The organism is Corynebacterium sp. MSK006 (genome assembly GCF_030232385.1).
In the GTDB taxonomy this organism is placed as follows: domain Bacteria; phylum Actinomycetota; class Actinomycetes; order Mycobacteriales; family Mycobacteriaceae; genus Corynebacterium; species Corynebacterium frankenforstense_A.
This window is the reverse complement of record NZ_JASPJZ010000002.1, coordinates 41,255-63,996: the sequence shown is the minus strand read 5'-3', so window position 1 is coordinate 63,996 and position 22,742 is coordinate 41,255. Positions and strand designations below refer to the sequence as shown.

At 70.9% G+C, this 22,742-nt stretch carries 16 protein-coding genes and 1 pseudogene; 4 read left to right on the top strand and 13 right to left on the bottom strand.

The window, feature by feature from the left end; genetic code table 11:
• Positions 1 to 14: 14 nt before the first annotated feature.
• Positions 15 to 2,138 (bottom strand): annotated as a pseudogene (locus QQA02_RS01670) (ATP-binding cassette domain-containing protein).
• Positions 2,139 to 2,242: 104 nt separating this feature from the next.
• Positions 2,243 to 3,679 carry a type I glutamate--ammonia ligase gene (glnA, locus tag QQA02_RS01665; protein ID WP_284863087.1) on the bottom strand — a complete coding sequence of 479 codons (1,437 nt, stop codon included), beginning with the start codon at positions 3,677 to 3,679 and terminating at the stop codon, positions 2,243 to 2,245.
• Positions 3,680 to 3,879: 200 nt separating this feature from the next.
• On the opposite strand from glnA, the gene QQA02_RS01660 reads away from it, so the two are divergent.
• A complete protein-coding gene (locus tag QQA02_RS01660; protein ID WP_284775984.1) occupies positions 3,880 to 4,353 on the top strand; it encodes an RDD family protein in 474 nt (157 codons plus the stop codon).
• 118 nt (positions 4,354 to 4,471) lie between these two features.
• Here QQA02_RS01660 and QQA02_RS01655 read toward each other — a convergent pair whose 3' ends face one another.
• The 7 genes from QQA02_RS01655 to sucB form a co-directional block, all read right to left on the bottom strand.
• Entirely contained in the window at positions 4,472 to 5,260 is a 789-nt protein-coding gene (locus QQA02_RS01655; RefSeq protein WP_284863086.1) for a DUF4191 domain-containing protein, read from the bottom strand.
• Positions 5,261 to 5,356: 96 nt separating this feature from the next.
• Entirely contained in the window at positions 5,357 to 6,439 is a 1,083-nt protein-coding gene (gene lipA, locus QQA02_RS01650) for a lipoyl synthase (protein ID WP_284863085.1), read from the bottom strand.
• 99 nt (positions 6,440 to 6,538) lie between these two features.
• The gene (lipB, locus tag QQA02_RS01645; protein WP_284863083.1) at positions 6,539 to 7,468 is read right to left on the bottom strand and encodes a lipoyl(octanoyl) transferase LipB; all 930 of its coding nucleotides are present in this window, start codon (positions 7,466 to 7,468) and stop codon (positions 6,539 to 6,541) included.
• Between the two features lie 75 nt (positions 7,469 to 7,543).
• Complete coding sequence (gene gcvH, locus QQA02_RS01640; RefSeq protein WP_284776197.1) at positions 7,544 to 7,936, bottom strand: glycine cleavage system protein GcvH; 393 nt, start codon at positions 7,934 to 7,936, stop codon at positions 7,544 to 7,546.
• A gap of 52 nt (positions 7,937 to 7,988) precedes the next feature.
• Positions 7,989 to 9,098 (bottom strand): glycine cleavage system aminomethyltransferase GcvT, encoded by a 1,110-nt coding sequence (gene gcvT / locus QQA02_RS01635; RefSeq protein ID WP_284863082.1) that lies wholly within the window; start codon positions 9,096 to 9,098, stop codon positions 7,989 to 7,991.
• Positions 9,099 to 9,180: 82 nt separating this feature from the next.
• Positions 9,181 to 12,117: an aminomethyl-transferring glycine dehydrogenase gene (gene gcvP / locus QQA02_RS01630; RefSeq protein WP_284863081.1), complete on the bottom strand. Its 2,937-nt coding sequence runs from the start codon at positions 12,115 to 12,117 to the stop codon at positions 9,181 to 9,183.
• 363 nt (positions 12,118 to 12,480) lie between these two features.
• Positions 12,481 to 14,502 (bottom strand): 2-oxoglutarate dehydrogenase, E2 component, dihydrolipoamide succinyltransferase, encoded by a 2,022-nt coding sequence (gene sucB, locus QQA02_RS01625; protein ID WP_284863080.1) that lies wholly within the window; start codon positions 14,500 to 14,502, stop codon positions 12,481 to 12,483.
• A 143-nt stretch (positions 14,503 to 14,645) separates the two neighbouring features.
• On the opposite strand from sucB, the gene QQA02_RS01620 reads away from it, so the two are divergent.
• Complete coding sequence (locus QQA02_RS01620; RefSeq protein ID WP_284776203.1) at positions 14,646 to 15,044, top strand: oxidoreductase; 399 nt, start codon at positions 14,646 to 14,648, stop codon at positions 15,042 to 15,044.
• Positions 15,045 to 15,089: 45 nt separating this feature from the next.
• Here QQA02_RS01620 and QQA02_RS01615 read toward each other — a convergent pair whose 3' ends face one another.
• Positions 15,090 to 16,697: a leucyl aminopeptidase gene (locus QQA02_RS01615; protein ID WP_284776204.1), complete on the bottom strand. Its 1,608-nt coding sequence runs from the start codon at positions 16,695 to 16,697 to the stop codon at positions 15,090 to 15,092.
• A gap of 164 nt (positions 16,698 to 16,861) precedes the next feature.
• Between QQA02_RS01615 and QQA02_RS01610 the strand changes: the two genes are divergently transcribed.
• Positions 16,862 to 17,977: a branched-chain amino acid aminotransferase gene (locus tag QQA02_RS01610; RefSeq protein WP_284863079.1), complete on the top strand. Its 1,116-nt coding sequence runs from the start codon at positions 16,862 to 16,864 to the stop codon at positions 17,975 to 17,977.
• 90 nt (positions 17,978 to 18,067) lie between these two features.
• Here the strand turns inward: QQA02_RS01610 and QQA02_RS01605 are convergent, their stop codons facing one another.
• Positions 18,068 to 19,237, bottom strand: coding sequence for a nicotinate-nucleotide--dimethylbenzimidazole phosphoribosyltransferase (locus tag QQA02_RS01605; RefSeq protein WP_284863078.1), 1,170 nt, complete (start codon positions 19,235 to 19,237; stop codon positions 18,068 to 18,070).
• Positions 19,238 to 19,246: 9 nt separating this feature from the next.
• Positions 19,247 to 19,963 (bottom strand): DUF3043 domain-containing protein, encoded by a 717-nt coding sequence (locus QQA02_RS01600; RefSeq protein ID WP_284776210.1) that lies wholly within the window; start codon positions 19,961 to 19,963, stop codon positions 19,247 to 19,249.
• A 208-nt stretch (positions 19,964 to 20,171) separates the two neighbouring features.
• On the opposite strand from QQA02_RS01600, the gene QQA02_RS01595 reads away from it, so the two are divergent.
• Entirely contained in the window at positions 20,172 to 20,516 is a 345-nt protein-coding gene (locus tag QQA02_RS01595) for a HesB/IscA family protein (RefSeq protein WP_284776211.1), read from the top strand.
• Between the two features lie 190 nt (positions 20,517 to 20,706).
• Here the strand turns inward: QQA02_RS01595 and asnB are convergent, their stop codons facing one another.
• A complete protein-coding gene (gene asnB, locus QQA02_RS01590) occupies positions 20,707 to 22,629 on the bottom strand; it encodes an asparagine synthase (glutamine-hydrolyzing) (protein ID WP_284863077.1) in 1,923 nt (640 codons plus the stop codon).
• Positions 22,630 to 22,742: the final 113 nt, after the last annotated feature.

Genomic DNA, 22,742 nt, shown 5'->3' with positions numbered 1-22,742 from the left:
GGAACCCCGCCCCCTCACATGAACCGCGCGAGGTAGCGTCCCATCGCCGAGTCCTTGTTCGTGGCGACCTGCCGCGGCGTGCCCTCGGCGACCACGCGCCCGCCGTCGGAACCCGCGCCCGGGCCCAGGTCGATGACGTGGTCCGCGCGCGTGATCACCGCCGGGTTGTGCTCGACGACGATCACGGTCGCCCCGGCGTCGACCAGCCGGTCGAAGAGACCGACCAGCACGCCCGCGTCGGCGACGTGCAGGCCCGTCGTCGGCTCGTCGAGCACGAAGAGCGTGGCCTTCTCGTTGAGGTGCGAGGCCAGCTTGAGGCGCTGGCGCTCGCCGCCCGAGAGCGTCGTCAGCGGCTGGCCCAGCCGCACGTAGCCTAAGCCCACGTCCACCAGGTAGCCCGCGATCCGCGCGGCCGCGGGCACCCGGTGCTCGGCGTCGGCGAAGAACTCCGCGGCCTCGGCGGCCGGTAGGTCGAGCACCTCGGCGATGTCCAGCCCGCCGAAGCGGTGCTCGAGCACCGCCGCGTCGAAGCGCCGACCCTCGCAGACCTCGCAGTGCACGTCGACGCCCTGCACGAAGCCCAGGTCCACGTAGACCACCCCGGCGCCGTTGCAGTTCTGGCACGCGCCCTCGGAGTCGGGGGCGAAGAGCGCGGGCTTGACCCGTTCTCCTTGGCGAAGGCCTTGCGGATCGGGTCCAGCGCCCCGGTGTAGGTCGCCGGGTTCGAGCGCCGCGAGCCGGAGATGGGCGACTGGTCGACCCACACGGTCTTCTCGTCCGGCTCGATGGCGCCCAACAGCGAGGACTTGCCCGAGCCGGCCACGCCCGTGATCGCCGTCAGCGTCCCGCGTGGGACGTCCACGTCGAGGTCGTGCAGGTTGTTCGCCGCCGCCCCGCGGATCTCCAGCACCCCGTCGCCGGTGCGGCACTCCGCATCCGCCTTGAGCTCGTAGCCGACGTCCATGTGCCGGCCGGTGACTGTGTCGGTGCGGCGCAGCTCCTCGACGCTGCCCTCGAAGACGATCGCGCCGCCGGCAGTGCCAGCGCCCGGGCCGAGCTCCACGACCCGGTCCGCGATCTCGATGGTCTGCGGGCGGTGCTCGACCACCAGCACCGTGTTGCCCTTGTCGCGCAGCCGGAGCAGCAGCGTGTCCAGGCGCTCCACGTCCGCCGGGTGCAGGCCCGCGGTCGGCTCGTCGAAGACGTAGGTGACGTCGTTGAGCGAGGAGCCGACGTGCCGGATCATCTTGATGCGCTGCGCCTCGCCGCCCGAGAGCGTCGAGGCCGGCCGGTCGAGCGTGAGGTAGCCCAGCCCGACGGTGACGAAGTTGTCCAGCGTCTCGCGGATCGCGCGCACCAGCGGCGCCGAGGACGGGGAGTCCAGCTCTGCCAGCCACCCGGCGAGCTCGCGGACCTCCATCGCGCACAGCTCGGCGATGTTCCTGCCCGCGATGCGCGACTCGAGCGCGTGCGGCGCCAGGCGCGTGCCGCCGCAGTCCGGGCAGGGCCCCATGGTCACCGCGCGGTCGACGAACTCGCGCATCGCCTTCTGCAGCCCCGAGCGCTCCTTGGAGAGCACCGACTTGGTCAGCTTCGGGATCAGCCCCTCGTAGGTCGAGTTGTGGCCCAGGTAGTTCATCCGCTGCGGCTCGGCCCACAGCAGCAGGTCGCGCTGCTCGGCGGTGAACTCACCGACCGGCACGTCGGTGGGGTAGAGGCCGGAGTCGGCGTACTGGCGCAGGCTCCAGGAGCCGGGCTTGTAGCCGGGCACCTTGACCGCGCCCTCGTCGAGGGAGAGCGCCGCGTCAACCACTTCCGCGACGTCGAACGCCCCCGCCCAGCTGCTCCTGACTGACGACGATCGCGGTGGTCGGCCCCTCGAGCGCGTCGACGTCCGGGCGCGCGAGCGTGGGCATGAAGCCCTGCACGAAGCTCGAGTAGGTGTCGTTGATCAGCCGCCGCGACTCGGCGGCGACGGTGTCGAAGACCAGGGAGGACTTCCCCGAGCCGGACACCCCGGCGAAGACGGTCAGGCGCCGCTTCGGGATGTCCAGGCTGACGTGGCGCAGGTTGTTCTCGTTGGCGCCACGCACACAAATGAGGTCGTGGGCGTCTGCAGGCTTCGCGGGCTCATTCACTCGCGCGAGCCTACCGCCGCGCCACGACCTCCGCGCGCGGAATCGCGGGTCCGCGCAGCCCGGCAGCCGGTGCTCCGGTCGGGGCCGGAGCCGGCAGCCTCCGACTAGCAGTCGAAGTACATCTCGAACTCCTGCGGGGTCGGCCGCAGGCGCACCGGGGTGATCTCGTTGTCGTACTTGTAGCGGATGTAGGTGTCCACCAGGTCGTCGGTGAAGACGTCGCCTTCGGTGAGGAACTCGTTGTCCTCCTCGAGGGCCTTCAGCGAGGCCTCCAGCGAGGTCGGCGCCTGCGGGATGGACTTGGCCTCCTCGGGCGGCAGCTCGTAGAGGTCCTTGTCCACCGGGGCGTGCGGCTCGATGCGGTTCTTGATGCCGTCGAGGCCGGCGAGCATCATCGCGGCCAGGCCCAGGTACGGGTTGCCCGAGGGGTCCGGGGCGCGGAACTCGATGCGCTTGGCCTTCGGGTTGGAGCCGGTGATCGGGATACGCACGGCCGCCGAGCGGTTGCGCTGCGAGTAGACCAGGTTGATCGGGGCCTCGAAGCCGGGCACCAGGCGGTGGTAGGAGTTCAGCGTCGGGTTGGTGAACGCCAGCACGGCCGGGGCGTGGGAGAGGATGCCGCCGATGTAGTAGCGGGCGGTGTCCGAGAGGCCGGCGTAACCGGACTCGTCGTGGAACAGCGGCTTGCCGTCCTTCCACAGCGACTGGTGGGCGTGCATGCCGGAGCCGTTGTCACCGGCGAGCGGCTTGGGCATGAAGGTCGCGGCCTGGCCCATGCGGTGCGCGGTGTTCTTGACGATGTACTTGAAGGTCTGCAGGTCATCCGCCGCGTGCAGCAGGGTGTTGAAGCGGTAGTTGATCTCCTGCTGGCCGCCGGTGCCCACCTCGTGGTGGAAGCGCTCGATCTCGAAGCCGGAGTCCTTGAGCACACGCACCATGGCGTCGCGGGCCTCGGCGGTGCGGTCGTACGGCGGCACCGGGAAGTAGCCGCCCTTGACACGGGTCTGCTGGCCCAGGTTCGGGGTGCCGTCCGGGTTGGTCTCCTCGCCGCGGTTCCACCAGCCCTCCTCCGAGTCGACCTCGAAGAAGGCCTTGTTGATCTCGGTGGAGTAGCGCACCTTGTCGAAGAGGTAGAACTCGGCCTCGAGTCCGAAGCTGCAGGTGTCGGCGATGCCGGTGGCGGCCAGGTACTCCTCGGCCTTGCGGGCGACGTTGCGCGGGTCGCGCGAGAACGGCTCGCGGGTGAACGGGTCGTGGACGAAGAACTGGATGTTCAGCGTCTTCGACGTGCGGAACGGGTCGATCTGGGCCGTGGCCAGGTCCGGCAGGAGGTTCATGTCGGACTCGTCGATGGTGGTGAACCCGCGGATCGAGGAGCCGTCGAAGGCGAGGCCCTCCTCGATCGCGTCCTCGTCGAAGAGGTCTGCGGGGATGGTGAAGTGCTGTTCGACACCGGGGACGTCGGTGAAGCGGACGTCGACGAACTCGACCTCCTCGTCTTTGATGAACTTCAGGACGTCTTCGGTCGAATTGAAGGCCACGGTCTCTCCTTGCCAGGGATGTTCTGCGCTCTGCCGCGCAGGGCGGACGGTTCGTGGGCCCGAGTATAGGGGGTTAACTGTCGCGCGACTAATAAATCTTCCGCCGGGCGACGGGCTCACCCGTCCAGGGTATCGCGCGCGGGTGCGCGACGGGGCACCGGCCACCCCCACGGATTCGGGTGTGCATTAGCCTTGTGTGCATGACTCAACCGCGCCGCAGCTGGCTCGACGGGCCGGCGATCCCCTCCGAGTACGAGAGCGAGTCCCGCGTCTCCGCCTATCCCGGCGAGCTGCTGGGACTGCCGGAGCACGGCCCGGGCGCGCTGGCCAGTGTCACCCGCCGCGCCGGCGGCGTGCTCATCGACTGGATCATCTGCTGGATCCTCGGCGGGTTCACCCACATGTTCTCCGAGTGGCTGGGCACGGCGACCTACACCTACCTGTACTTCCTGCTGCTCGGCTTCGCCTCGTGCCTCTTCTTCGCCCGCACGCCCGGCCAGGCGGTGCTCGGCATGGGGGTGGCCCGCGTCGACGAGCCCGGCCGGCGCGTCGACCTGTGGCGCTCGGCGGTGCGCGTGCTGATGACCGGCACGATCTTTTTGGCCGCCATGGTCGACTCCGACGGCCGCGGCGTCCACGACCGCGTGACCGGCACCGCGGTGATCCGCGGCTAGGCGTTTTTCAAAGAGATTGACGACGTCGCGCAGCGCGACGTGGCGGAGACCCCGCCGGGAGAGTGCTTCTCCCGGCGGGGTCTCCGCCTGTCTGGGGCCGCGTGGGCGGCGGACGCGCTTACTTGTTCTTGTTGCGCTCCTGGGCGCGGCGGGCGCGGCGGTTCATTCCCGAGATCTTCGCGCCCTTGGGCAGCGGGCCCTTGGGCAGCCCCGCCATCGGGTTGGCGCCGGCGCCGTGGTTGTCCATCGCCTCGATGCGGGCGTTGATGGGGTAGACGTCGTCCTTCTTGTAGTTGCGCGGCAGCTTGATCATCTCGCGCTGCAGGCGCTTGAGCGGCACCTGGTCCTCGCCGTCGCCGACGAAGATCTCGTAGACCGGCACGCCGCCGACCAGGCGGTTGAGCCGGCGCTTCTGCTGGGCCATCAGTGGCTTGAGGCGGTGCGGCTCGCCCTCACCGACGAGCACGATGCCCGGCACGCCGACGACGCGGTGCACGGCGTCGAGGTGGGTGGTCATGGCCACCGAGGTCTTGGTGAACCAGACGACGCCGACGGTGTTGCGCATGTTCTCCAGCGCCCAGCCGGCCGCGCCCGGGGAGTCCTGCGCCTTGTCGTAGACGGAGCTCTCGATGCGGCGGGTCATCACCCACAGTGCGGCGAGGACGCCGAGCATCAGGCCGATGACGAGCAGGAACCACTTGCCACCGGTGAACATGCCGATGACGAAGAGCAGCACCGCCGGCACGACGACGGCCAGGAGCATCAGCGGGATCAGCCACTTGTCCTGCTTGCGCTGGATGTTGAAGGCCTGCCACAGCTGGGTGAAGTTCTGCTTGCGCTTGGCGCGATTGGCCTTCGACTCTTCCTTCTTCGCCGCCTTGTCCGCGGCCTTCTTCGCGTCTGCCATGCCCTCAACAATAGGGGATGGGCCCCGGCGGAAGGCCGGGGCCCATGGTCCGCGGGTTAACCGCGGGTGTGGTTCACCTGAATCGGGCGGGCGGGATCAGGCGCGCGCGTGCGCGTGGCGGCGCGACTCGGCGGAGACGACCGCGGAGTCGGCGTCGTCGGAGGGGCCGTACTTGTCCAGCAGGGTGCTCGCCTCCTGGGCGGTGGAGCCCTGCGAGGTCTCCTTGAGGTGGCTCAGGTTCTCCGGCAGCTCCAGGCCGCGGGCCTCCATCGCCTGGGCGTAGAGACGCCCGGCGCGGTAGGAGGAGCGCACCAGGGGCCCGGACATGACCGCGCCGAAGCCCATCTCGTAGGCGGCGTCGGAGTAGGCGAGGAACTCCTCGGGCTTCACCCACCGGTCGATCGGGTGGTACAGCGGGCCCGGCCGCAGGTACTGGGTGATGGTGATGATGTCGCAGCCGGCCGAGTGCAGGTCGCGCAGGGCCTCCATGACCTCGTCGTAGGTCTCGCCCATGCCCAGGATCAGGTTCGACTTGGTGATCAGGCCGAAGTCGCGGGCGGCGCGGATGACCTCCAGCGAGCGCTCGTAGCGGAACGCCGGGCGGATGCGCTTGAAGATGCGCGGCACGGTCTCGACGTTGTGCGCGAAGACCTCGGGGCGGGCCTCGAAGACCTCGGCGAGCAGGTCCGGCTTGCCGGAGAAGTCCGGGGTGAGGTTCTCCACGCCGGTGTGCGGGTTGAGCTCGTGGATCTGGCGGACGACCTCGGCGTAGAGCCAGGCGCCCTCGTCGGGCAGGTCGTCGCGGGTGACACCCGTGATCGTCGAGTAGTTCAGCTTCATGTCGCGCACGGACTCGGCCACGCGGCGCGGCTCGTCGCGGTCCAGCGGCTCCGGCTTGGCGGAGTTGATCATGCAGAAGTCGCAGCGCCGCGAGCAGTTGGCGCCGCCGATCAGGAACGTCGCCTCGCGCGACTCCCAACACTCGTGAATGTTGGGGCAACCGGCCTCCTGGCAGACGGTGTGCAGCTCGGCGCCCTGGACACGGTTCTTCATGTCCTGGTACTGCGGCCCGTTCTTGACCTGGTTGCGGATCCAGCGGGGCTTGTGCTCGATCGGGGTCTTCGAGTTGCGCGCCTCGATGCGCAGCAACCTGCGTCCTTCCGGTGCTGAAGTAGTCACGGACTCAACCTTACATATTTGTGGTCATGGTCAACATCACCCCCGCGAGGGGGCGGGCTACGGCCGCGCCGGCGCCCTCGGCCCGCCGCGACCCGCCGGTCACTGGTGTGCGCGGTGGACGTGGTTGCGGTGCGGCAGGCCCTTGGTGGGGTCGGGTGCCGATCCGAAGGAGTGGTCGGCCACGCGCAGCCGACCCTCGAGCGCGTCGACGAGGTCGCCGAGCAGCGGCTCGGTCATCTCATCGACGCTGACGTGGCGGCCCAGCTCGTGGGAAAGCGTGGTCACCCCGGCGTCCCGGATGCCGCACGGGACGATGTGGTGGTAGTACTCCAGGGTGTTCGAGCAGTTCAGGGCCAGCCCGTGCATGGTCACCCCGTGGGTGACGCGGATGCCGAGCGCGGCGACCTTCCGGTCCGGCCGGTGCAGCGAGGTGCCCGCCCCGCCGCCCGCCGCGGCCTCGTCCTTCTCCGGCGCGGCCCCATTCTCTGGTGCGGACGCGCCGGCGTCCGCACCCGTGGTGAGGATCGTGCCGGGCAGCGCGCCGGGCTCGGTGGAGACGTGCCCGCCCGCGTCGTCGGGGTCGGCGGGCACCCACACCCCGGAGCGGCCGTCGATGCGGCCGGCGTCCGGCACGCCCACGCGCCGCACCGTCTGGATGAGCGCCTCCTCGAGGCGGCGCACGTAGTCGACCACGTCGACGGGGTCGGCCAGTTCGATGACCGGGTAGACCACCAGCTGTCCCTCTCCGTGCCAGGTGATGCGCCCGCCGCGGTCGACGTCGATGACCGGCAGGCCGTTGTCGGGCAGGTCCTCCGGCTGCGTGCGCTTGCCGGCGGTGTAGGTGCTCGGGTGCTCGAGCACGAGGATCACGTCGCCGATCTCCCCGCGGTGGCGGGCGGCGGCGAGGTCGGCCTGCAGGTGCCAGGCCTCGAGGTAGTCCACCGTGCCGAGCCGGCGGATCTCCGGCGGCTCTGAGGCGGAACGGATGGAGCGGTCGGAGGGGAAGAACGGGTCACGTGGCGCGGTCATGATGTGTCTCAGGTTACGCGCAGGGCCCGACGCCGACGGCGCCGGGCCCTGCGGGGGAGGGGGTCGGGGAACCGCTTACTCGACGCCGTTGTCGGCGGCGTAGGTCGCGGCGTCGACGAGCTCGCCGACCTCGTCGACCTCGACCTCGTAGAGCCAGCCCTCGCCGAACGGGTCGTCGTTGATGACCTCGTAGTTGTCGTGCACGTCGTCGTTGACGGCGGTGACGGTGCCGGTCACCGGCGAGTAGAGGTCGGAGACCGACTTGGTGGACTCGATCTCGCCGCAGGGCTCGCCGGCGGTGACGGTGTCGCCGACCTCGGGCAGCTCGGCGAAGACGACCTCGCCGAGACGCTCGGTGGCCACGGAGGTCACGCCGACCTTGACGGTCTTGCCCACCGCCTCGTCGGCGGCGGCGTCGATCCACTCGTGCTCGGCGGAGTAGGAGAAGTTCTCGGGCAGGGAGCTCATGGGAAAACCTTTCTGGTGGTGCCTGGAGGCAAGCTTATCGGTGCGTAGGCGCTCAGTTGCGCTTGCGGGAGTAGAAGGGGGTCTCGGCGACGGTGAAGGGGTACTCGCGGCCGCGGATGACCATGGTGACCTCGGTGCCGGGCTCTGCGAGTCCACGGTCGATGTAGCCCAGCGCGATGGGGTGGCCCAGGGTCGGGGAGGGCTGGCCCGAGGTCACGGTGCCCACCTCCTCGCCGTCGGAGTTGACCACGCTCGCGCCCTCGCGCGCGGCGCGGCGCTGCTCGGAGGTGAAACCGACGAGCACACGGGCGGGCGGCGCGGCGTCGACAAGCACGCGCCCGAAGAAGTCGCCCTCCTTCTTCTTGCTCACCAGCACGCCCAGTCCGGCGGCCAGAGGGGTCACCTCGCGGGTCAGCTCGTGGCCGTAGAGCGGCATGGCTGCCTCGAGGCGCAGCGAGTCGCGCGCGGCCAGGCCGCAGGGGGTCAGCCCCTCGCCTCCGGCGGCGACCGCGGCGTCCCAGACCGTCTCGGCGTGCTCGGCGGGGAAGATCAGCTCGAAGCCGTCCTCGCCGGTGTAGCCGGTGCGCGCGACCAGGACGTCCGCCACGCCGGCCACGGTCAGCGGCACCCCGGCGTAGTATCCCAGCTCGGCGACGGCGGCGTGGTCGGACTCGGCCACGAGCTCGCGCACGATGCCCTCGGAGTCCGGGCCCTGCACGGCCACCAGGGCGGTCGCCTTGGTCTGGTCGTCGATCGACACCTCGAAGCCCTCGGCGCGCTCGGCGAAGGCGGCCGCCACGTGCGGGGTGTTCGCGGCGTTCGGCACGACGAGGAACTCCTCCTCGCCGAGGCGGTAGGTGATCAGGTCGTCGATCACGCCGCCCTCGGCGTCGACGACCATGGAGTACTTCGCCTTGCCGACCTTCATCGCCGAGAGCTTCGAGATCAGCGCGTAGTCGAGGAACTCGGCGGCCTGGGCGCCGCGCACGCGCAGCTCACCCATGTGGGACAGGTCGAAGATGCCGGCGGCCCCGCGCACGGCGCGGTGCTCGTCGAGCTCGTTGCCGTACTTCAGCGGCATCTGCCAGCCGCCGAAGTCGGTGAAGGTGGCGCCCAGCTGCTCGTGCCGGGAGGCCAGTGGACTGTGCTTGGACTCGGTCATTGCTCTCCTCGTGGTGGTTTTAGGTGTCTCGCGGGCGCCCCGGGCGCGGACCCGGGGCGTGTGCGTCAGGCCTCGGTGCGCGTCAGACCTCGGCGGACTCAGAGTCGTCGCCGGAGATGTCGAAGGCCTCCGGCGGCGGACAGGAGCAGACGAGATGGCGGTCGCCGTAGGCCTCGTCGATGCGGCGCACCGGCGGGAAGTACTTGTCGCGGTACAGCGAGTCGACCGGCCAGGCCGCCTGGCGGCGGGTGAACGGGTGCGGCCACTCGTCGGCGCCCACGGCCGCGGCGGTGAACGGCGCCTGGGCCAGCACCGACTCCTCGTGGGAGACCTCGCCGTCGATGATCTCCTGGATCTCGGCGCGGATGGAGCGCATCGCGGTGATGAAGCGGTCCAGCTCGCCGAGGTCCTCCGACTCGGTCGGCTCGACCATCAGCGTGCCGGCGACCGGGAAGGCCAGCGTCGGGGCGTGGAAGCCGTAGTCGACCAGGCGCTTGCACACGTCGGCGGCGGTGACCCCGGAGGCGTCGGTCAGCTCGCGCAGGTCCAGGATGCACTCGTGGGCGACCAGCCCGGACGGCCCGGTGTAGAGCACCGGGAAGGACTCGTGGAGCTGTTCGGCGACGTAGTTGGCCGCCAGGATCGCGTGCGCGGAGTTGCGCCGCAGGCCCTGGGTTCCGCTCATGGCAAGGTAGGCCCAGCTGATCGGCAGCACGCCGGCGGAGCCGAAGAGGGTGCCCACCATCGGCACGCCCTCGTCGACGGCGGCCGGGCCCACCCCGGCGGTCGTCGGGTCGGTCGGCAGGAAGTCGACCAGGTGCTCGGCCACGCCGATGGGGCCGACACCCGGGCCACCGCCGCCGTGCGGGATGGCGAAGGTCTTGTGCAGGTTCAGGTGGCTGACGTCGCCGCCGAAGCGGCCCGGGCGCGCGATGCCGGACAGGGCGTTCATGTTCGCGCCGTCGATGTAGACCTGCCCGCCCACGCCGTGGACCAGGTCGCAGACGTGGGTGACGTTCTCCTCGAAGACGCCGTGCGTGGACGGGTAGGTGATCATGATCGCCGCGACGTGCTCGCCGTGCTTGTCCAGCTTGGCCTTGAGGTCCTCGACGTCGATCGAGCCGTCCTCGGCGCTGTCGACCACGACGACCTTCAGGTGCGCCAGCGCCGCCGAGGCCGCGTTGGTGCCGTGCGCGGAGGAGGGCACCAGGCAGATGTCGCGCTCGTGGTCGCCGCGCGAGACGTGGTAGCGGCGGATGGCCAGTAGCCCCGCCAGCTCACCCATGGAGCCGGAGTTGGGCTGCAGCGAGACCGCCGCGTAGCCGGTGATGTCCACCAGCCAACCGGTCAGCTCGTAGATGAGCGCCTTCCAGCCGGGGGTGAAGCGCGCCGGGGTGTAGGGGTGCACGTCCGCGAAGCCCGGCCAGGAGATCGCCTCCATGCCGGCGGCCGGGTTGAGCTTCATGGTGCACGAGCCCAGCGGGATCATCGTGCGGTCGAGTGCGAGGTCCTTGTCGGAGAGCCGGCGCAGGTAGCGCATCATCTGCGTCTCCGAGTGGACGGAGTGGAAGATCGGGTGCTCCAGCGTCGGCGTGGTGCGCCGCAGCGTCTCCGGGATGCTTGCCGACGTCCCGTCCGACCCCTCGGCGGTTCCGTCGCCCGTGGTGCCGTCCCCGGCGCCGTTCTCTTCCCCGGCTGCGCCGCGCAGCGGCGCAGCGAACGCATCGGCGAGCACCGCGACGTCGGCAATTGTGGCGGACTCGCCGAAGGAGACCGCCACGGCGTCCTCGTCGAGCGGGCGCACCAGGTAGCCGGCCTCGGCCAGGGCGTCGGTGATCGCGCGGGCGCGGCCGGGCACCTCGACGGTGACGGTGTCGAAGAAGTCCGCGTGGCGCACGGTGGCGTTTTCGGCGGCCTCGATCGCGGCGGCGAAGGTGACCGCGCGGGCGTGGACGTCCTCGGCGATGGCCTTGAGCCCCTCGGCGCCGTGGTAGACGGCGTACATCGAGGCGGTCACGGCCAGCAGCGCCTGGGCGGTGCAGATGTTGCTGGTGGCACGCTCGCGGCGGATGTGCTGCTCGCGGGTCTGCAGCGCCAGGCGGTAGGCGGGCATGCCGGCGACGTCTTTGGACACGCCGACCAGGCGGCCGGGCATCTTGCGCTTGAGCTTGTCGGCCACCGACATGAAGCCGGCGTGCGGTCCGCCGTAGAAGAGCGGCACGCCGAAGCGCTGGGAGGAGCCGACGGCGATGTCGGCGCCGAGGGTGCCCGGCGACTCGGTCAGCTGCAGGGCCAGCAGGTCGCAGGCCAGGGTGACCAGGCCGCCGCGGCCGTGCATCTCCTCGATCGCGCCGCGCGGGTCGACCAGGTCGCCCTCGGTGCCCGGGTAGGCGATCACCGAGCCGGCCCAGCCCTCGCCGACCAGCGGGGCCGTCGCGTCGCCGACCTCGACCTCCAGGGCCAGGGCGCGGGCACGCTCGGCGGCCACGGCGAGCACCTGCGGGTGCAGGCGGGAGTCGAGCAGCACGCGGGTGCCCTTGCGCTGGGCGCGCGCCATCAGGCCGACGGCCTCGGCGACGGCGGTGGCCTCGTCGAGCAGCGAGGCGTTGGCCACCGGCAGGCCGGTCAGCTCGGCGACCAACGTCTGGAAGTTGAGCAGGGCCTCGAGGCGGCCCTGGGAGATCTCCGGCTGGTAGGGCGTGTAGGCGGTGTACCAGCCCGGGTCCTCGAGCACCCCGCGGCGGATCACCGGCGGGGTGACCGTGTCGGAGAATCCCTGGCCGTAGAAGGCGCGAAGGACGGTGTTGGCCTCGGCGTAGCCGCGCAGCTTGGCCTGGGCGTCCGCCTCGGAGAGCGGCTCGCCGATCTCCGGGACCGTGTCGGAGTTGTCGCGGCCGACGGCCGCGGGCAGGGCCGCACTGATCAGCGCCTCCAGGTCCGGTTGGCCCACCGCGGCCAGCATCGCCGCGGTCTCCTTCTGGTCGGGGCCGATATGGCGGGAGGTGTAGGCGCTTGTCATGGCGGTCTTCGGACTCCTTCGCGACGTGCGGTGACGCGCGCCGGGCGGACCTGACGGGCGGACCTGACGGCCAGCGGGGCGCGGCGTCGTATGGACTGGCATGAATTCTACCGCCGTGGAGTGTCACCGGGAGCACGTTTCAGTCACGGGTGTGGGCGTGGTCCCGTCGCCGGGGGCCGGGTTTACGGGCGTGCGCTGGGGCGCAGACGCGGAAACACTCGACGGGCGACGCAGGGCGGGGCGGGTGCAGACGCGGAGACGCCCGCCGGGTGACGCGCCCCTCCGAGGTGGGGCGGTCACCCGACGGGCGTCGGGTGCCTCACGCAGGGGCGCCGGTGGGCGCCGCCCGCGCGGTGCGGCGGATCAGAGGTCGAGGTCGCCCTCGAAGTCCGCGGTCTCCAGGCGGTCCTTGACCGTGGTCATGAACCGGCCGGCGTCCGCGCCGTCGACCAGCTGGTGGTCGTAGGTCAGCGGCAGGTAGGCGACCTGGCGGATCGCGATGGAGTCCAGGCCGTCGTCGGAGACGACCACCGGGCGCTTGGAGATCACGCCGGTGCCCATGATGCCCGCCTGCGGCGGCACCAGGATCGGGGTGTCGGTCAGGGCACCCTCCGAGCCGATGTTGGTGATGGTGAAGGTGCCGCCGGACAGGTCGTCCGGGCGCAGCTTGCGGTTGCGCGCGCGCTCGGCGATGTCGACGATGGCCTTCGCCAGCTCCGGCAGGCTCAGCTTGTCCGCGTCGTGGATGACCGGGGAGAGCAGGCCCTGCTCGGTGTCCACGGCGATGGAGAGGTTCACGCCGTCGTGGTAGGTGATCTCCTTGGTCTCCGCGTTGTAGGACGCGTTGACGTTCGGGTGGGCCACCAGGGCCTCGACGACGGCCTTGGCGAAGAACGGCAGGTAGGTCAGGTTGACGCCGTACTTCTCCTGGAAGGTCGGCTTGCTGGCCTTGCGCAGCGCGGCCACGTCGGTCATGTCGACCTCGTGGACCTGGGTGAGCTGGGCGGTCAGCTGCAGGGCCTCCACGGTGCGGGCCGCGGTGACCTGGCGGATGCGGTTGGCCTTCTGGGTGGTGCCGCGCAGTTTGGCCTTCTCCGGGTCGACGGACTTGGTCGAGGCGGCCGAGCCCTTCTTCTCGGGCTTGTCCTCGCCGGCGTCCTTACCGCCCTCGGCGGCGGCCAGCACGTCCTGCTTGCGGATGCGGCCGCCGATGCCGGTGCCCTCGACCGTGTTCAGGTCGACGCCGTGCTTCTCGGCCAGCTTGCGCACCAGCGGGGTGACGTAGGGGACCTTGCCGGAGGTGGCGGACTTCTTCTCGCCCTTGTCCTCCTTGTCCTCCTTGGCCTCGGCCTTCTCCTGCTTCGGCTCGTCCTTCTCCTCGGGCCCCTCGGACTTGTCGTCGTCCTTGTCGGAGTCGTCGGAGGCCGGGGCGGTGTCCGCGTCACCGACGCGCGCGATCACGTCGCCGACGTCGACGGTGTCGTCCTCCTCGGCGAGGATCTCGAGCAGGGTGCCGGAGGCCGGGGAGGGGACCTCGGTGTCGACCTTGTCGGTGGAGACCTCGAGCAGCGGCTCGTCCTCCTCGACGGTGTCGCCGACGTTCTTGAGCCACTGGGTGATGGTGCCCTCGGTGACGGACTCGCCGAGCTCGGGCATGGCGATGTCGGTGGCGTCGCCGGAGCCGGAGGACTTCTTCGGCTCCTCCTTCTTCTCCTCCTTGGGCTCGTCCTTCTCCTCGGGCTCCTCGGACTTGTCGTCGTCCTTGTCGGAGTCGTCGGAGGCCGGGGCGGCGTCGGCGTCACCGACACGGGCGATCACGTCGCCGACGTCGACGGTGTCGTCCTCCTCGGCGAGGATCTCGAGCAGGGTGCCGGAGGCCGGGGAGGGGACCTCGGTGTCGACCTTGTCGGTGGAGACCTCGAGCAGCGGCTCGTCCTCCTCGACGGTGTCGCCGACGTTCTTGAGCCACTGGGTGATGGTGCCCTCGGTGACGGACTCGCCCAGCTCGGGCATGGCGATGTCGGTGGCGTCGCCGGAGCCGGAGGACTTCTTCGGGGCCGGCTTCTCGTCGGCGTCGTCCTTGTCCCCGGACTTCTCCTCCTTCTCCTCGGCCTCGCCGGAGTCGTCGGAACCGGCGAGCTCCTCGCCCTCCTCGCCGATGACGGCGATGACGTTGCCGACTTCGACGGTGTCGTCCTCGTCGGCCTTGATCTCGAGCAGGACACCCGCGGCGGGCGACGGGATCTCGGTGTCGACCTTGTCGGTGGAGACCTCGAGAAGCGGCTCATCCTCGGCGACCGTGTCGCCGACGTTCTTCAGCCATTGGGTGATGGTGCCTTCGGTGACGGATTCGCCCAGTTCGGGCATCTCTACGGAGAACGCCATGTTCTGTCAGACTCCTCGGAAAGTCGTGTGGTTCATGCTGTGACTAATACCCTTTACCGTACCCGGTCACCCATAGGGGTGTTGTGTGACGGCCCCACCTGGCTGCGGTGGGAGGTAGGCGCAGTCGCCTACAATCGTAGGTCGTGTTCAACTTCTTCGGCCGCTCGCGCCGCTCAAGCAGCCTGCGCCCGCCCCGCGCCCCGGGCGACACGATCCGGAAGGCCGACGCCGACCGCCTCGTGGCCTGGTGCCGGGGCCGCGGGCCGGTCGAGGCGTTCGTCGAGCCGGAGACGATGCTCAACGAGATGTCGGTCGTCCTGGTCGCCCCCGACGGCGAGTTCACCCGCCGGCCCATCGGCGGGCCGAAGGGCATCGACGCCGTCTCCAAGCTGCTCGGCGTGCCCGTCTACGACGTCGAGGAGACGGGCTACCCGCAGCGCATGCGCGAGCGCATCGAGCGCGACCGCATCCTGCGCAAGCGGGCCGAACAGCGCGAACGCCGCGCCCGGTTCGAGCGCGGCGAGGACCCGGGGGCTCCCTGAGCCGGCCCGGTCGTGAGGGGCCGGGCCCAGGGAACCTGAGGCCGTCTAACGCGCGGCGAGCTCCTCGGCCAGCGCGATGAAGGTACGTACCGGGGTGCCGGTGGCCCGCTTCGGGGTGTAGCCGCGGGCCGCGCCGGTGTTGTAGGAGGGGCCGGCGACGTCCACGTGCGCCCACTCGAGGCCCTCGGGGACGAACTGCGAGAGGTACATCGCGGCGTAGAGCATGCCGCCGTCGCGCGAGTTGGGGGAGTTGCGGATGTCCGCCACCGGCGAGACGACCGTCTCCTCGTGTTCCTCGAGCAGCGGCATCGCCCAGGCGTTCTCGCCGATCTCGCGGCCGAGGGCGGCGACGCGGTCGCGCAGCTCCTCGGTGCCCATCACGCCGGCGGTGCGGTTGCCCAGCGCGACGATCTGTGCGCCGGTCAGCGTGGAGGTCTCCACCAGGTAGTCCGGCTCGCCCTCGGCGGCGCGGGTGATGGCGTCGGCGAGCACCACGCGCCCCTCGGCGTCGGTGTTGATGATCTCGGAGGTGATCCCGCCGTAGTGGGTGATCACGTCGCCCGGGCGCGTCGCCGAGCCGGACGGCATGTTCTCCGCCAGTGCGACGGTCGCGGTGACCTCGACGTCGAGGTTGAGCCGGGCGGCGGCGAAGACGGCGGCGGCCGCGGCGGCCGAGCCGCCCATGTCGGAGATCATGTCCTCCATGGTCTTGGCGGGCTTGAGCGAGATGCCGCCGGTGTCGAAGGTGATGCCCTTGCCCACCAGCGCCAGCTTCGGGGTGGACTTCTTCTTTTTCTTCGGCTTCCAGCGCAGCTCGACCACGCGCGGCTCGCGCGCCGAGCCCTGCCCGACGGCCAGCACGCCGCCGAAGCCCTGCTTGCGCAGCGCCTTGGCGTCGAGCACGTCGGCCTTGACGCCGTACTCCTCGGCGGTGGCGGCCAGGATGTCGGCGTAGACGGCGGGGTAGAGGTGGTTGGCCGGGGTGTTGACCAGGTCGCGGACGAGGTTGGTCGACTCTGCGGTGACCTGGCCGGCGACGAACTCCTTCTTCGCGCCCTTCCAGTCGGCCACGAAGGTGACCCCCGGGGCCTTCGCGCCGGCGGCCTTGAAGCCGGTGTAGCGGTAGGAGCCGAGCAGCCAGCCCTCGACGGCGGCGCGCAGCCCGAAATCGCCGAGCGTGGTGGCCACCGCGGAGAACTCCGGCTCGACGGCCGTCAGCGTGCGGGCGACGGTGCCGGTGGCGCGGCGCAGCACCTCGTCGTCGAGTTCGTCGGCCGACCCCAAGCCCACCGCGATGACGGTGGCGGGCAGCGCGGCGTCGTGGCCGGCCTCGCCCTCGGTCGGGGCGGCGATGCGCGTGACCTCACCGGCCGCACCGGTCGCGCCGACGGCCTCGATGCGGGCCAGCAGCGCCTCGAGCGTCTCGGAGCCGAGGAACTCCGGGGCGGGCAGCTCGACGGTCCCGCCGGCCGCGGTGACCGGGGCCTTCCCGGCCTCCTCCCGGTCGCCGTCGGAGTCGACCTCGGCCTCGGCTGGGGCCTCGCCGCCGGCGCGGAAGAGCGGCAGCACCAGCGCCTCGGCCTTCTTCGGTACCTTCTTGCCCTGGCGCGGCGCGGCGACGGCGCCGGTTACGGGGAGAGCGGAATCGGACACGGGTGACCTCCATTGATTGTCGACGTCTCGTGGGTCACCCCAGCCTATCCGGCGTGGCGTGGGCGCGTTTCCGGCGTCCCTGTTGTTCCACTTGATGGGACGGGGCACCCCCTTTTGTCCCACCGCTGGTGAGCGCGACGAAAGCAGGGGAGTACGGTGACCGTATGGCACTCGAATTCAGCATCCACCGCACCGAAAACCCCACCCCTGACGCCCAGCGCGAGAAGATCCTCGAGGATCCCGCCTTCGGTCAGGTCTTCACCGACCACATGGTCCACATCCAGTGGACCGAGGACAAGGGTTGGCACAACGCGGAGGTCGTCCCCTTCGCCAACTTCTCCATCTCCCCGGCCGCCAACGTTCTGCACTACGGCCAGGCCATCTTCGAGGGACTGAAGGCCTACCGCCTGCCCGACGGCTCCATCGCCACCTTCCGCCCCGAGCAGAACGCGCGCCGCATGCAGAACTCCGCGCGCCGCCTGAACATGCCGGGCCTGCCGGAGGAGGACTTCCTGGAGGCCGTCCGCCTGCTCGTCGACGTCGACCGCGACTGGGTCCCCGCCGCCGGCGGCGAGGCCTCCCTGTACCTGCGCCCGGTCATGTTCGCCACCGAGCCGACCCTGGGCGTCCACGCCTCGAAGAGCTACTCGATGTACTTCATCGCCTCGCCCTCGGGCGCCTACTTCAGCGGCGGGGTCAAGCCCGTCAGCGTCTGGATCTGCGAGGACTACGTCCGCGCCGCCCCGGGCGGCACCGGCGCCGCCAAGTGCGCCGGCAACTACGCGGCCAGCCTGCTGGCCCAGACGCAGGCCGCCGAGAAGGGCTGCGACCAGGTCGTCTGGCTGGACGCCATCGAGCGCAAGTACATCGAGGAGATGGGCGGCATGAACCTCATGTTCGTCTACGGCACCGAGGCCGAGGGCAACGTCCGCGTGGTCACCCCGGCGCTGTCCGGCTCCCTGCTGCCGGGCGTCACCCGCGCCTCGCTGCTGCAGGTCGCCGAGGACCTCGGCTACGAGACCTCCGAGGAGCGCATCACCGTCGACCAGTGGCGCCGGGACGTCGCCGACGGCAAGATGACCGAGGCCCTGGCCTGCGGCACCGCCGCCGTCCTGACCCCGGTCGGCCGTGTGCTTTCCAAGGAGGGCGAGTTCGACGTCAACGACAACCAGGCCGGCGAGGTCACGATGAAGCTGCGCGAGGCCCTGACCTCCATCCAGCACGGCGAGGCCGAGGACACCCACGGCTGGAGCTACGAGCTGGTCGCGGCCGACAAGTAGTCCGCACGCAGATCAGGCCGAGAGTAAAGGCCCCGGGTCACTGACCCGGGGCCTTTCCCCTGCGAGATTCCGGTGCACTCTGGCGCCGGCCTACGGCCCAGGCGGGTCCGGCCCGCCCGGCTCGCCGGACTCCTCCGGTTCCCCGGGGCCCTCGGGCTCGGGCAGCTCGCAGCCCGAGGCGATGCGCGCGGCCGCACGGGCCACGGGCAGCGTCTGCAGGGCCGCGGTGCCCAGCCCGAGCGGGGCGTTCATGGCGAAGAGCGCCTGCAGGCCGAGGCGACGCAGTGCGAGCAGGTGCGCCGGGGCCGGGGTGAGCCGCCCGGCCAAGAGCCACTCGCGGGCACCGGGGGCCAGCGCGTCGGCGCACACGGCCGCCACGGCCGAGGCCGTCGTGTCCAGGATGACCGGGGTGCGCCGCACCGCGGCCTGCGCGATGAAGCCCGCGGCGGCCACCAGGTCGCAGCCGCCGGCGATGCGCAGCACGTCGCCGACGGAGTCGGCCACCTCGCGCGCCCGGAACATCGCGTCGCGCAGCACGGTGACGTTGCGCGACCAGCGCCGGTCGTCGGTGCCGGTGGTGCCGAAGCCGAAGATGGTGACCGGCTCGGTGCGCGTGATCGTGCCCAGCACGGCGAGCGCGGCGGTCTCCGCTCCCACGCCCAGCACCGCCGTCGAGAGCACGCCGCAGCCCCGGTCGACGGCCTCGTCGGCCAGGTCGCGGCCCAGCTCGAGGGCCGCGGCGTACTCCTCGGCGGTCATCGCGTCCTCGACGTCGATGAACCCGCAGCCGTTGCGCACGCGCTCACCGGCGTCCACGCCGTCGACGGTGCCGCGCAACGCGACGTCGACGAGCCGCACGCGGCAGCCGGCGGCCTCGGCGAAGACGGTCGTCGGCGAGGCACCCGCGGCCAGCGTCTCGGCCAGGCGGCGGGTGGCGTCGGCGCGGTGCCAGGCGCGGAAGCGGTCGGCCACGCCGTGCTCGGCGGCGAAGACCACCAGCTCGGCCTCGCCGATCTCACCGGGCGGGACCTGCCCGGAGCAGGCGGCGAAGAAGGCGGCGACGTCGGCCAGCCGGCCGAGCTCCTCCACGGTCACCGGGGAGGCCGGCGAGGCGGCGTTGCGCAGCAGCCGGCGCATCCGCCGGTAGGCGGCGGTGTCGGGCGCGGCCACCTCGCCGAAGGTCACCGGGCCTGCGGCGGGGGAGGCGGAAGGGACCTGCCCGGTGGAACCTGCGGGGGCGTCGGAAATCGGGTCAGCCACGGCCGGCTCCTAGACGTCCGCGCCGAGCTCCACGCGCGGGCGCGGGGTGCGCCAGCGCCGCGGCTGCGTGGCCCGGGAGTAGGCGTACATGCCAAGCCCGAAGCCGGTCGCCGAGGTGCCGGGGAAGCGGTCGCGCACCGCGGCGTTGGCGCGGCGGCCCAGCCAGACACCCTCGATGAAGAAGATGACGATCAGCGCCATGGCGAACAGCGACGCCGCCGCCGCGATCTTCGGCGCGGCGTTGGAGATCAGCATGAACACCAGAAGGATCAGGGCCGCGGGCATGACGTAGTTGTTGGCGAAGCGCCGCGCGTCGACCCAGTCGCGCACGAAGCGGCGCTCCTCGCCGCGATCGCGCTCGAGCAGGTAGCGCTCGTCGCCGGCGTCCATGCGCGCCTGCGCCTCGCGCTGGCGGGAGCGGTTGGCCTCGCGCTCCTTGCGCTTGTGCTTCTTCCACTCCTCCTTGGTCATGGACTCCTTGAGCTTCTTGCGCTCGGCGCGGGCCTGCGCCGGGGTCGTCGGCGCCATGGACTCGCCGCGGATCACGCCGCGGGCGAGCTCCTGGTCGCGACGCTTCGGGGTCGCGTGCCCCTTCTTCGGGGTGTAGCCGGGGTCGCGCTCGGCCTTCTCGGCCTGGGCCGCGGCCTCGTCGGCGGCGTCGGCCTCGTGGCCCGCCTCGGCGGCCGTCGCGCCGGTCTCGTCGTTCTTCTGCCAGGGGAATTTCACGCCCACCAGGTTACAAGCCGCGCACCGCGAAGTGGCTGCGGGGCCGGGACGGTGTTTTCTCCGGGTGGAGACGGGTATGGTTTAGCGCAGTGGGGCCGCCGCCCGGCCCGGCACCCGGACCAGCGCCCGGGGCTCGCCGGAGTGGGAGCAGACGCCGGGCAGGAACGGCCCCGAAGTGAACGTCTTCCAGTTTTTCCAGGAGCTTGCCATGACTGCACCGTCCACCGAGACCGGCGTGACCCTGACCGACGCCGCCGCCGCGAAGGCGAAGGCCCTGCTCGAGCAGGAGGGCCGCGACGACCTCTCCCTGCGCATCGCCGTCCAGCCCGGCGGCTGCGCCGGCCTGCGCTACCAGCTCTACTTCGACGACCGCACCCTCGACGGCGACAAGGTCGACGTCTTCGGCGGCGTGAACCTCGTCGTCGACCGCATGTCCGTGCCCTACCTGGCCGGCGCGACCATCGACTTCGCCGACACCATCGAGCAGCAGGGCTTCACCATCGACAACCCGAACGCGGGCGGTTCCTGCGCCTGCGGCGACTCCTTCCACTGACATTCAGGTGCGCGGCGTCGTCAATTGACGACGCCGCGCACCGACGCCGGGCGGAACTGTTCGGCGTGGGTGGCTGCGCGCGCCGCGCGGGAAAAACCCGGCGTCCCCTTGCGGGGCGCCGGGTTTTCGTTGTGGCCTGCTCCGGGCCCGGCCCGGGCCCGGGTGAGGCCCGGCCCGGGGGAGCGGGCGCTTAGATGTCGACCGGGTAGTCCGGGGTGTCGATCTGCGGGTGGATGCGGTCCTCGACGAAGATGCCGTGCCAGATCATGAAGGCCAGCACCGTCCAGATGCGCCGCGAGTGGTCGGACACACCGTCGCGGTGCTCCTTGAGCATCTCGAGGACGGCCTTCTTGTCGAAGATGTCCCCGGTCTGCGAGGTGTTGATCTGGTCCTGGGCCCAGCCGTAGAGCTCGTCTCCGGCCAGCCAGTGGCGCATCGGCACCGGGAAGCCCAGCTTGCGGCGGTGCAGCACGTGGGCCGGCACGATCTGCTCGAGGGCCTTGCGCAGCGCGTACTTGGTCGTGCCGTGGGAGACCTTCAGCTCGTAGGGCAGTGACTCGGCGACCCGGAAGACCTCCTTGTCCAGGAACGGCACGCGCAGCTCCAGGGAGTTGGCCATGTTGATCTTGTCGGCCTTGACCAGGATGTCGCCGCGCATCCAGGTGAACAGGTCCAGGTGCTGCATGCGCGCGACCGGGTCCATGTCCTGCGACTGCGCGTAGATCGGGCGCGTGACCTCGCGGTGGTCCCACTCGCGCTTCGCCCACGGGATCACGCGCTGCACCTGCTCGAAGTTGAAGGAGCGCGCGTTGCCGTAGTAGCGGTCCTCCATCGGCATGGTGCCGCGCTCGAGCAGGGACTTGCCCTTCATGCCCTCGGGCAGCACGGTCGAGAGCTTGCGCAGCCCCTTGAGCAGTGGAGAGGGCATCTTCTCGAAGGGCTTGAGCGAGAGCGGCTCCTTGTAGATGGTGTAGCCGCCGAAGAGCTCGTCGGCGCCCTCGCCGGAGAGCACGACCTTGACGTGCTTGCGGGCCTCGGCGGCGACGAAGTAGAGCGGCACCAGGGACGGGTCGGCGACCGGGTCGTCGAGGTACCACATGATCTTCGGCACGGCGTCCGCGTACTCCTCAGGGGAGACGATCTTGACGTGGTGCTCGACGCCGATGGCCTCGGCCGACTCGGCGGCGACGTCGACCTCGGAGTACCCCTCGCGCTCGAAGCCGGTGGTGAAGGTCAGCAGGTCCGGGTTGTGGCGCTTGGCCAGCGCGGCGATCGCGGTGGAGTCGATGCCGCCGGAGAGGAAGGAGCCGACGGTGACGTCCGCGCGCATGTGCTTGGCCACGGAGTCCTCGAGGACCTTCGCGATGCGGTCGAAGACCTGCTGCTCGCTGTCGTGGGCGACCGGGGTGGTCTTGAACTGCGGGCGGAAGTAGCGGCGCTGGACCAGCACGCCGCCCGGGGTCAGCGTGGCGGTGCAGCCGGACTCGAGGCGGCGGATGCCGGTGTGCAGGCTCTCCGGTTCCGGGACGTACTGCAGGTCGACGTAGTGCTCGACGGCGCGGCGGTCGATGCTGAGGTCGGTGCCCATGTCCTCGGCGAGGGCGAGCAGGCACTTCTTCTCGGAGGCGAAGGCCGTGCCGGCGGGCGTGGTGGCGAAGAACAGCGGCTTGATGCCGAACTGGTCGCGGGCGAGGAACATCGTGCGCTTGCGGGAGTCCCACACCGCGAAGGCGAACATGCCGCGCAGGTGCTCGACGACGTCCTCACCCCACAGGTGGTAGCCGGCGACGATCGTCTCGGAGTCACCGGTGGTGTGCAGGGGCAGGCCGGCGGCGGCCAGCTCCTCGCGCAGCTCGATGTAGTTGTAGATCTCGCCGTTGAAGGTGAGCGTGTAGCGCTGCGGGTCGTCCTCGGGGCCCCACACCAGCGGCTGGTGGGAGTGCTCGAGGTCGATGATGGACAGCCGGTTGAACCCGAAGACGACGTCCTTGTCGTTCCAGGTGTCCGTGCCGTCGGGCCCGCGGTGGCGCATGCACGGCAGCGCCTCCCGGACGGCGTCGACATGGGTCGCCGCCGACCCGTCGGAGGTCAGGAGGCCGAGCAGACCGCACATAGGGCAATGGTTCCTTCCTGAGGGGACAGGTTCTTTCCGTCCGATGATGGCACGAGCGCGCGACGCGGGCCTAAAGGCGCGCCCGCCGGGCCCCCACGGTGAGGCCGACGGCT

Bases quoted from the DNA above. Each gene is read 5' to 3' on its own strand.
- QQA02_RS01660 (WP_284775984.1), top strand. From the start codon at position 3,880: ATGACTCAACCGCGCCGCAGCTGGCTCGACGGGCCGGCGATCCCCTCC.
- gcvT (WP_284863082.1), bottom strand. From the start codon at position 9,098: ATGACCGAGTCCAAGCACAGTCCACTGGCCTCCCGGCACGAGCAGCTG.
- lipB (WP_284863083.1), bottom strand. From the start codon at position 7,468: ATGACCGCGCCACGTGACCCGTTCTTCCCCTCCGACCGCTCCATCCGT.
- QQA02_RS01655 (WP_284863086.1), bottom strand. From the start codon at position 5,260: ATGGCAGACGCGAAGAAGGCCGCGGACAAGGCGGCGAAGAAGGAAGAG.
- QQA02_RS01595 (WP_284776211.1), top strand. From the start codon at position 20,172: ATGACTGCACCGTCCACCGAGACCGGCGTGACCCTGACCGACGCCGCC.
- sucB (WP_284863080.1), bottom strand. From the start codon at position 14,502: ATGGCGTTCTCCGTAGAGATGCCCGAACTGGGCGAATCCGTCACCGAA.
- gcvP (WP_284863081.1), bottom strand. From the start codon at position 12,117: ATGACAAGCGCCTACACCTCCCGCCATATCGGCCCCGACCAGAAGGAG.
- gcvH (WP_284776197.1), bottom strand. From the start codon at position 7,936: ATGAGCTCCCTGCCCGAGAACTTCTCCTACTCCGCCGAGCACGAGTGG.
- QQA02_RS01610 (WP_284863079.1), top strand. From the start codon at position 16,862: ATGGCACTCGAATTCAGCATCCACCGCACCGAAAACCCCACCCCTGAC.
- asnB (WP_284863077.1), bottom strand. From the start codon at position 22,629: ATGTGCGGTCTGCTCGGCCTCCTGACCTCCGACGGGTCGGCGGCGACC.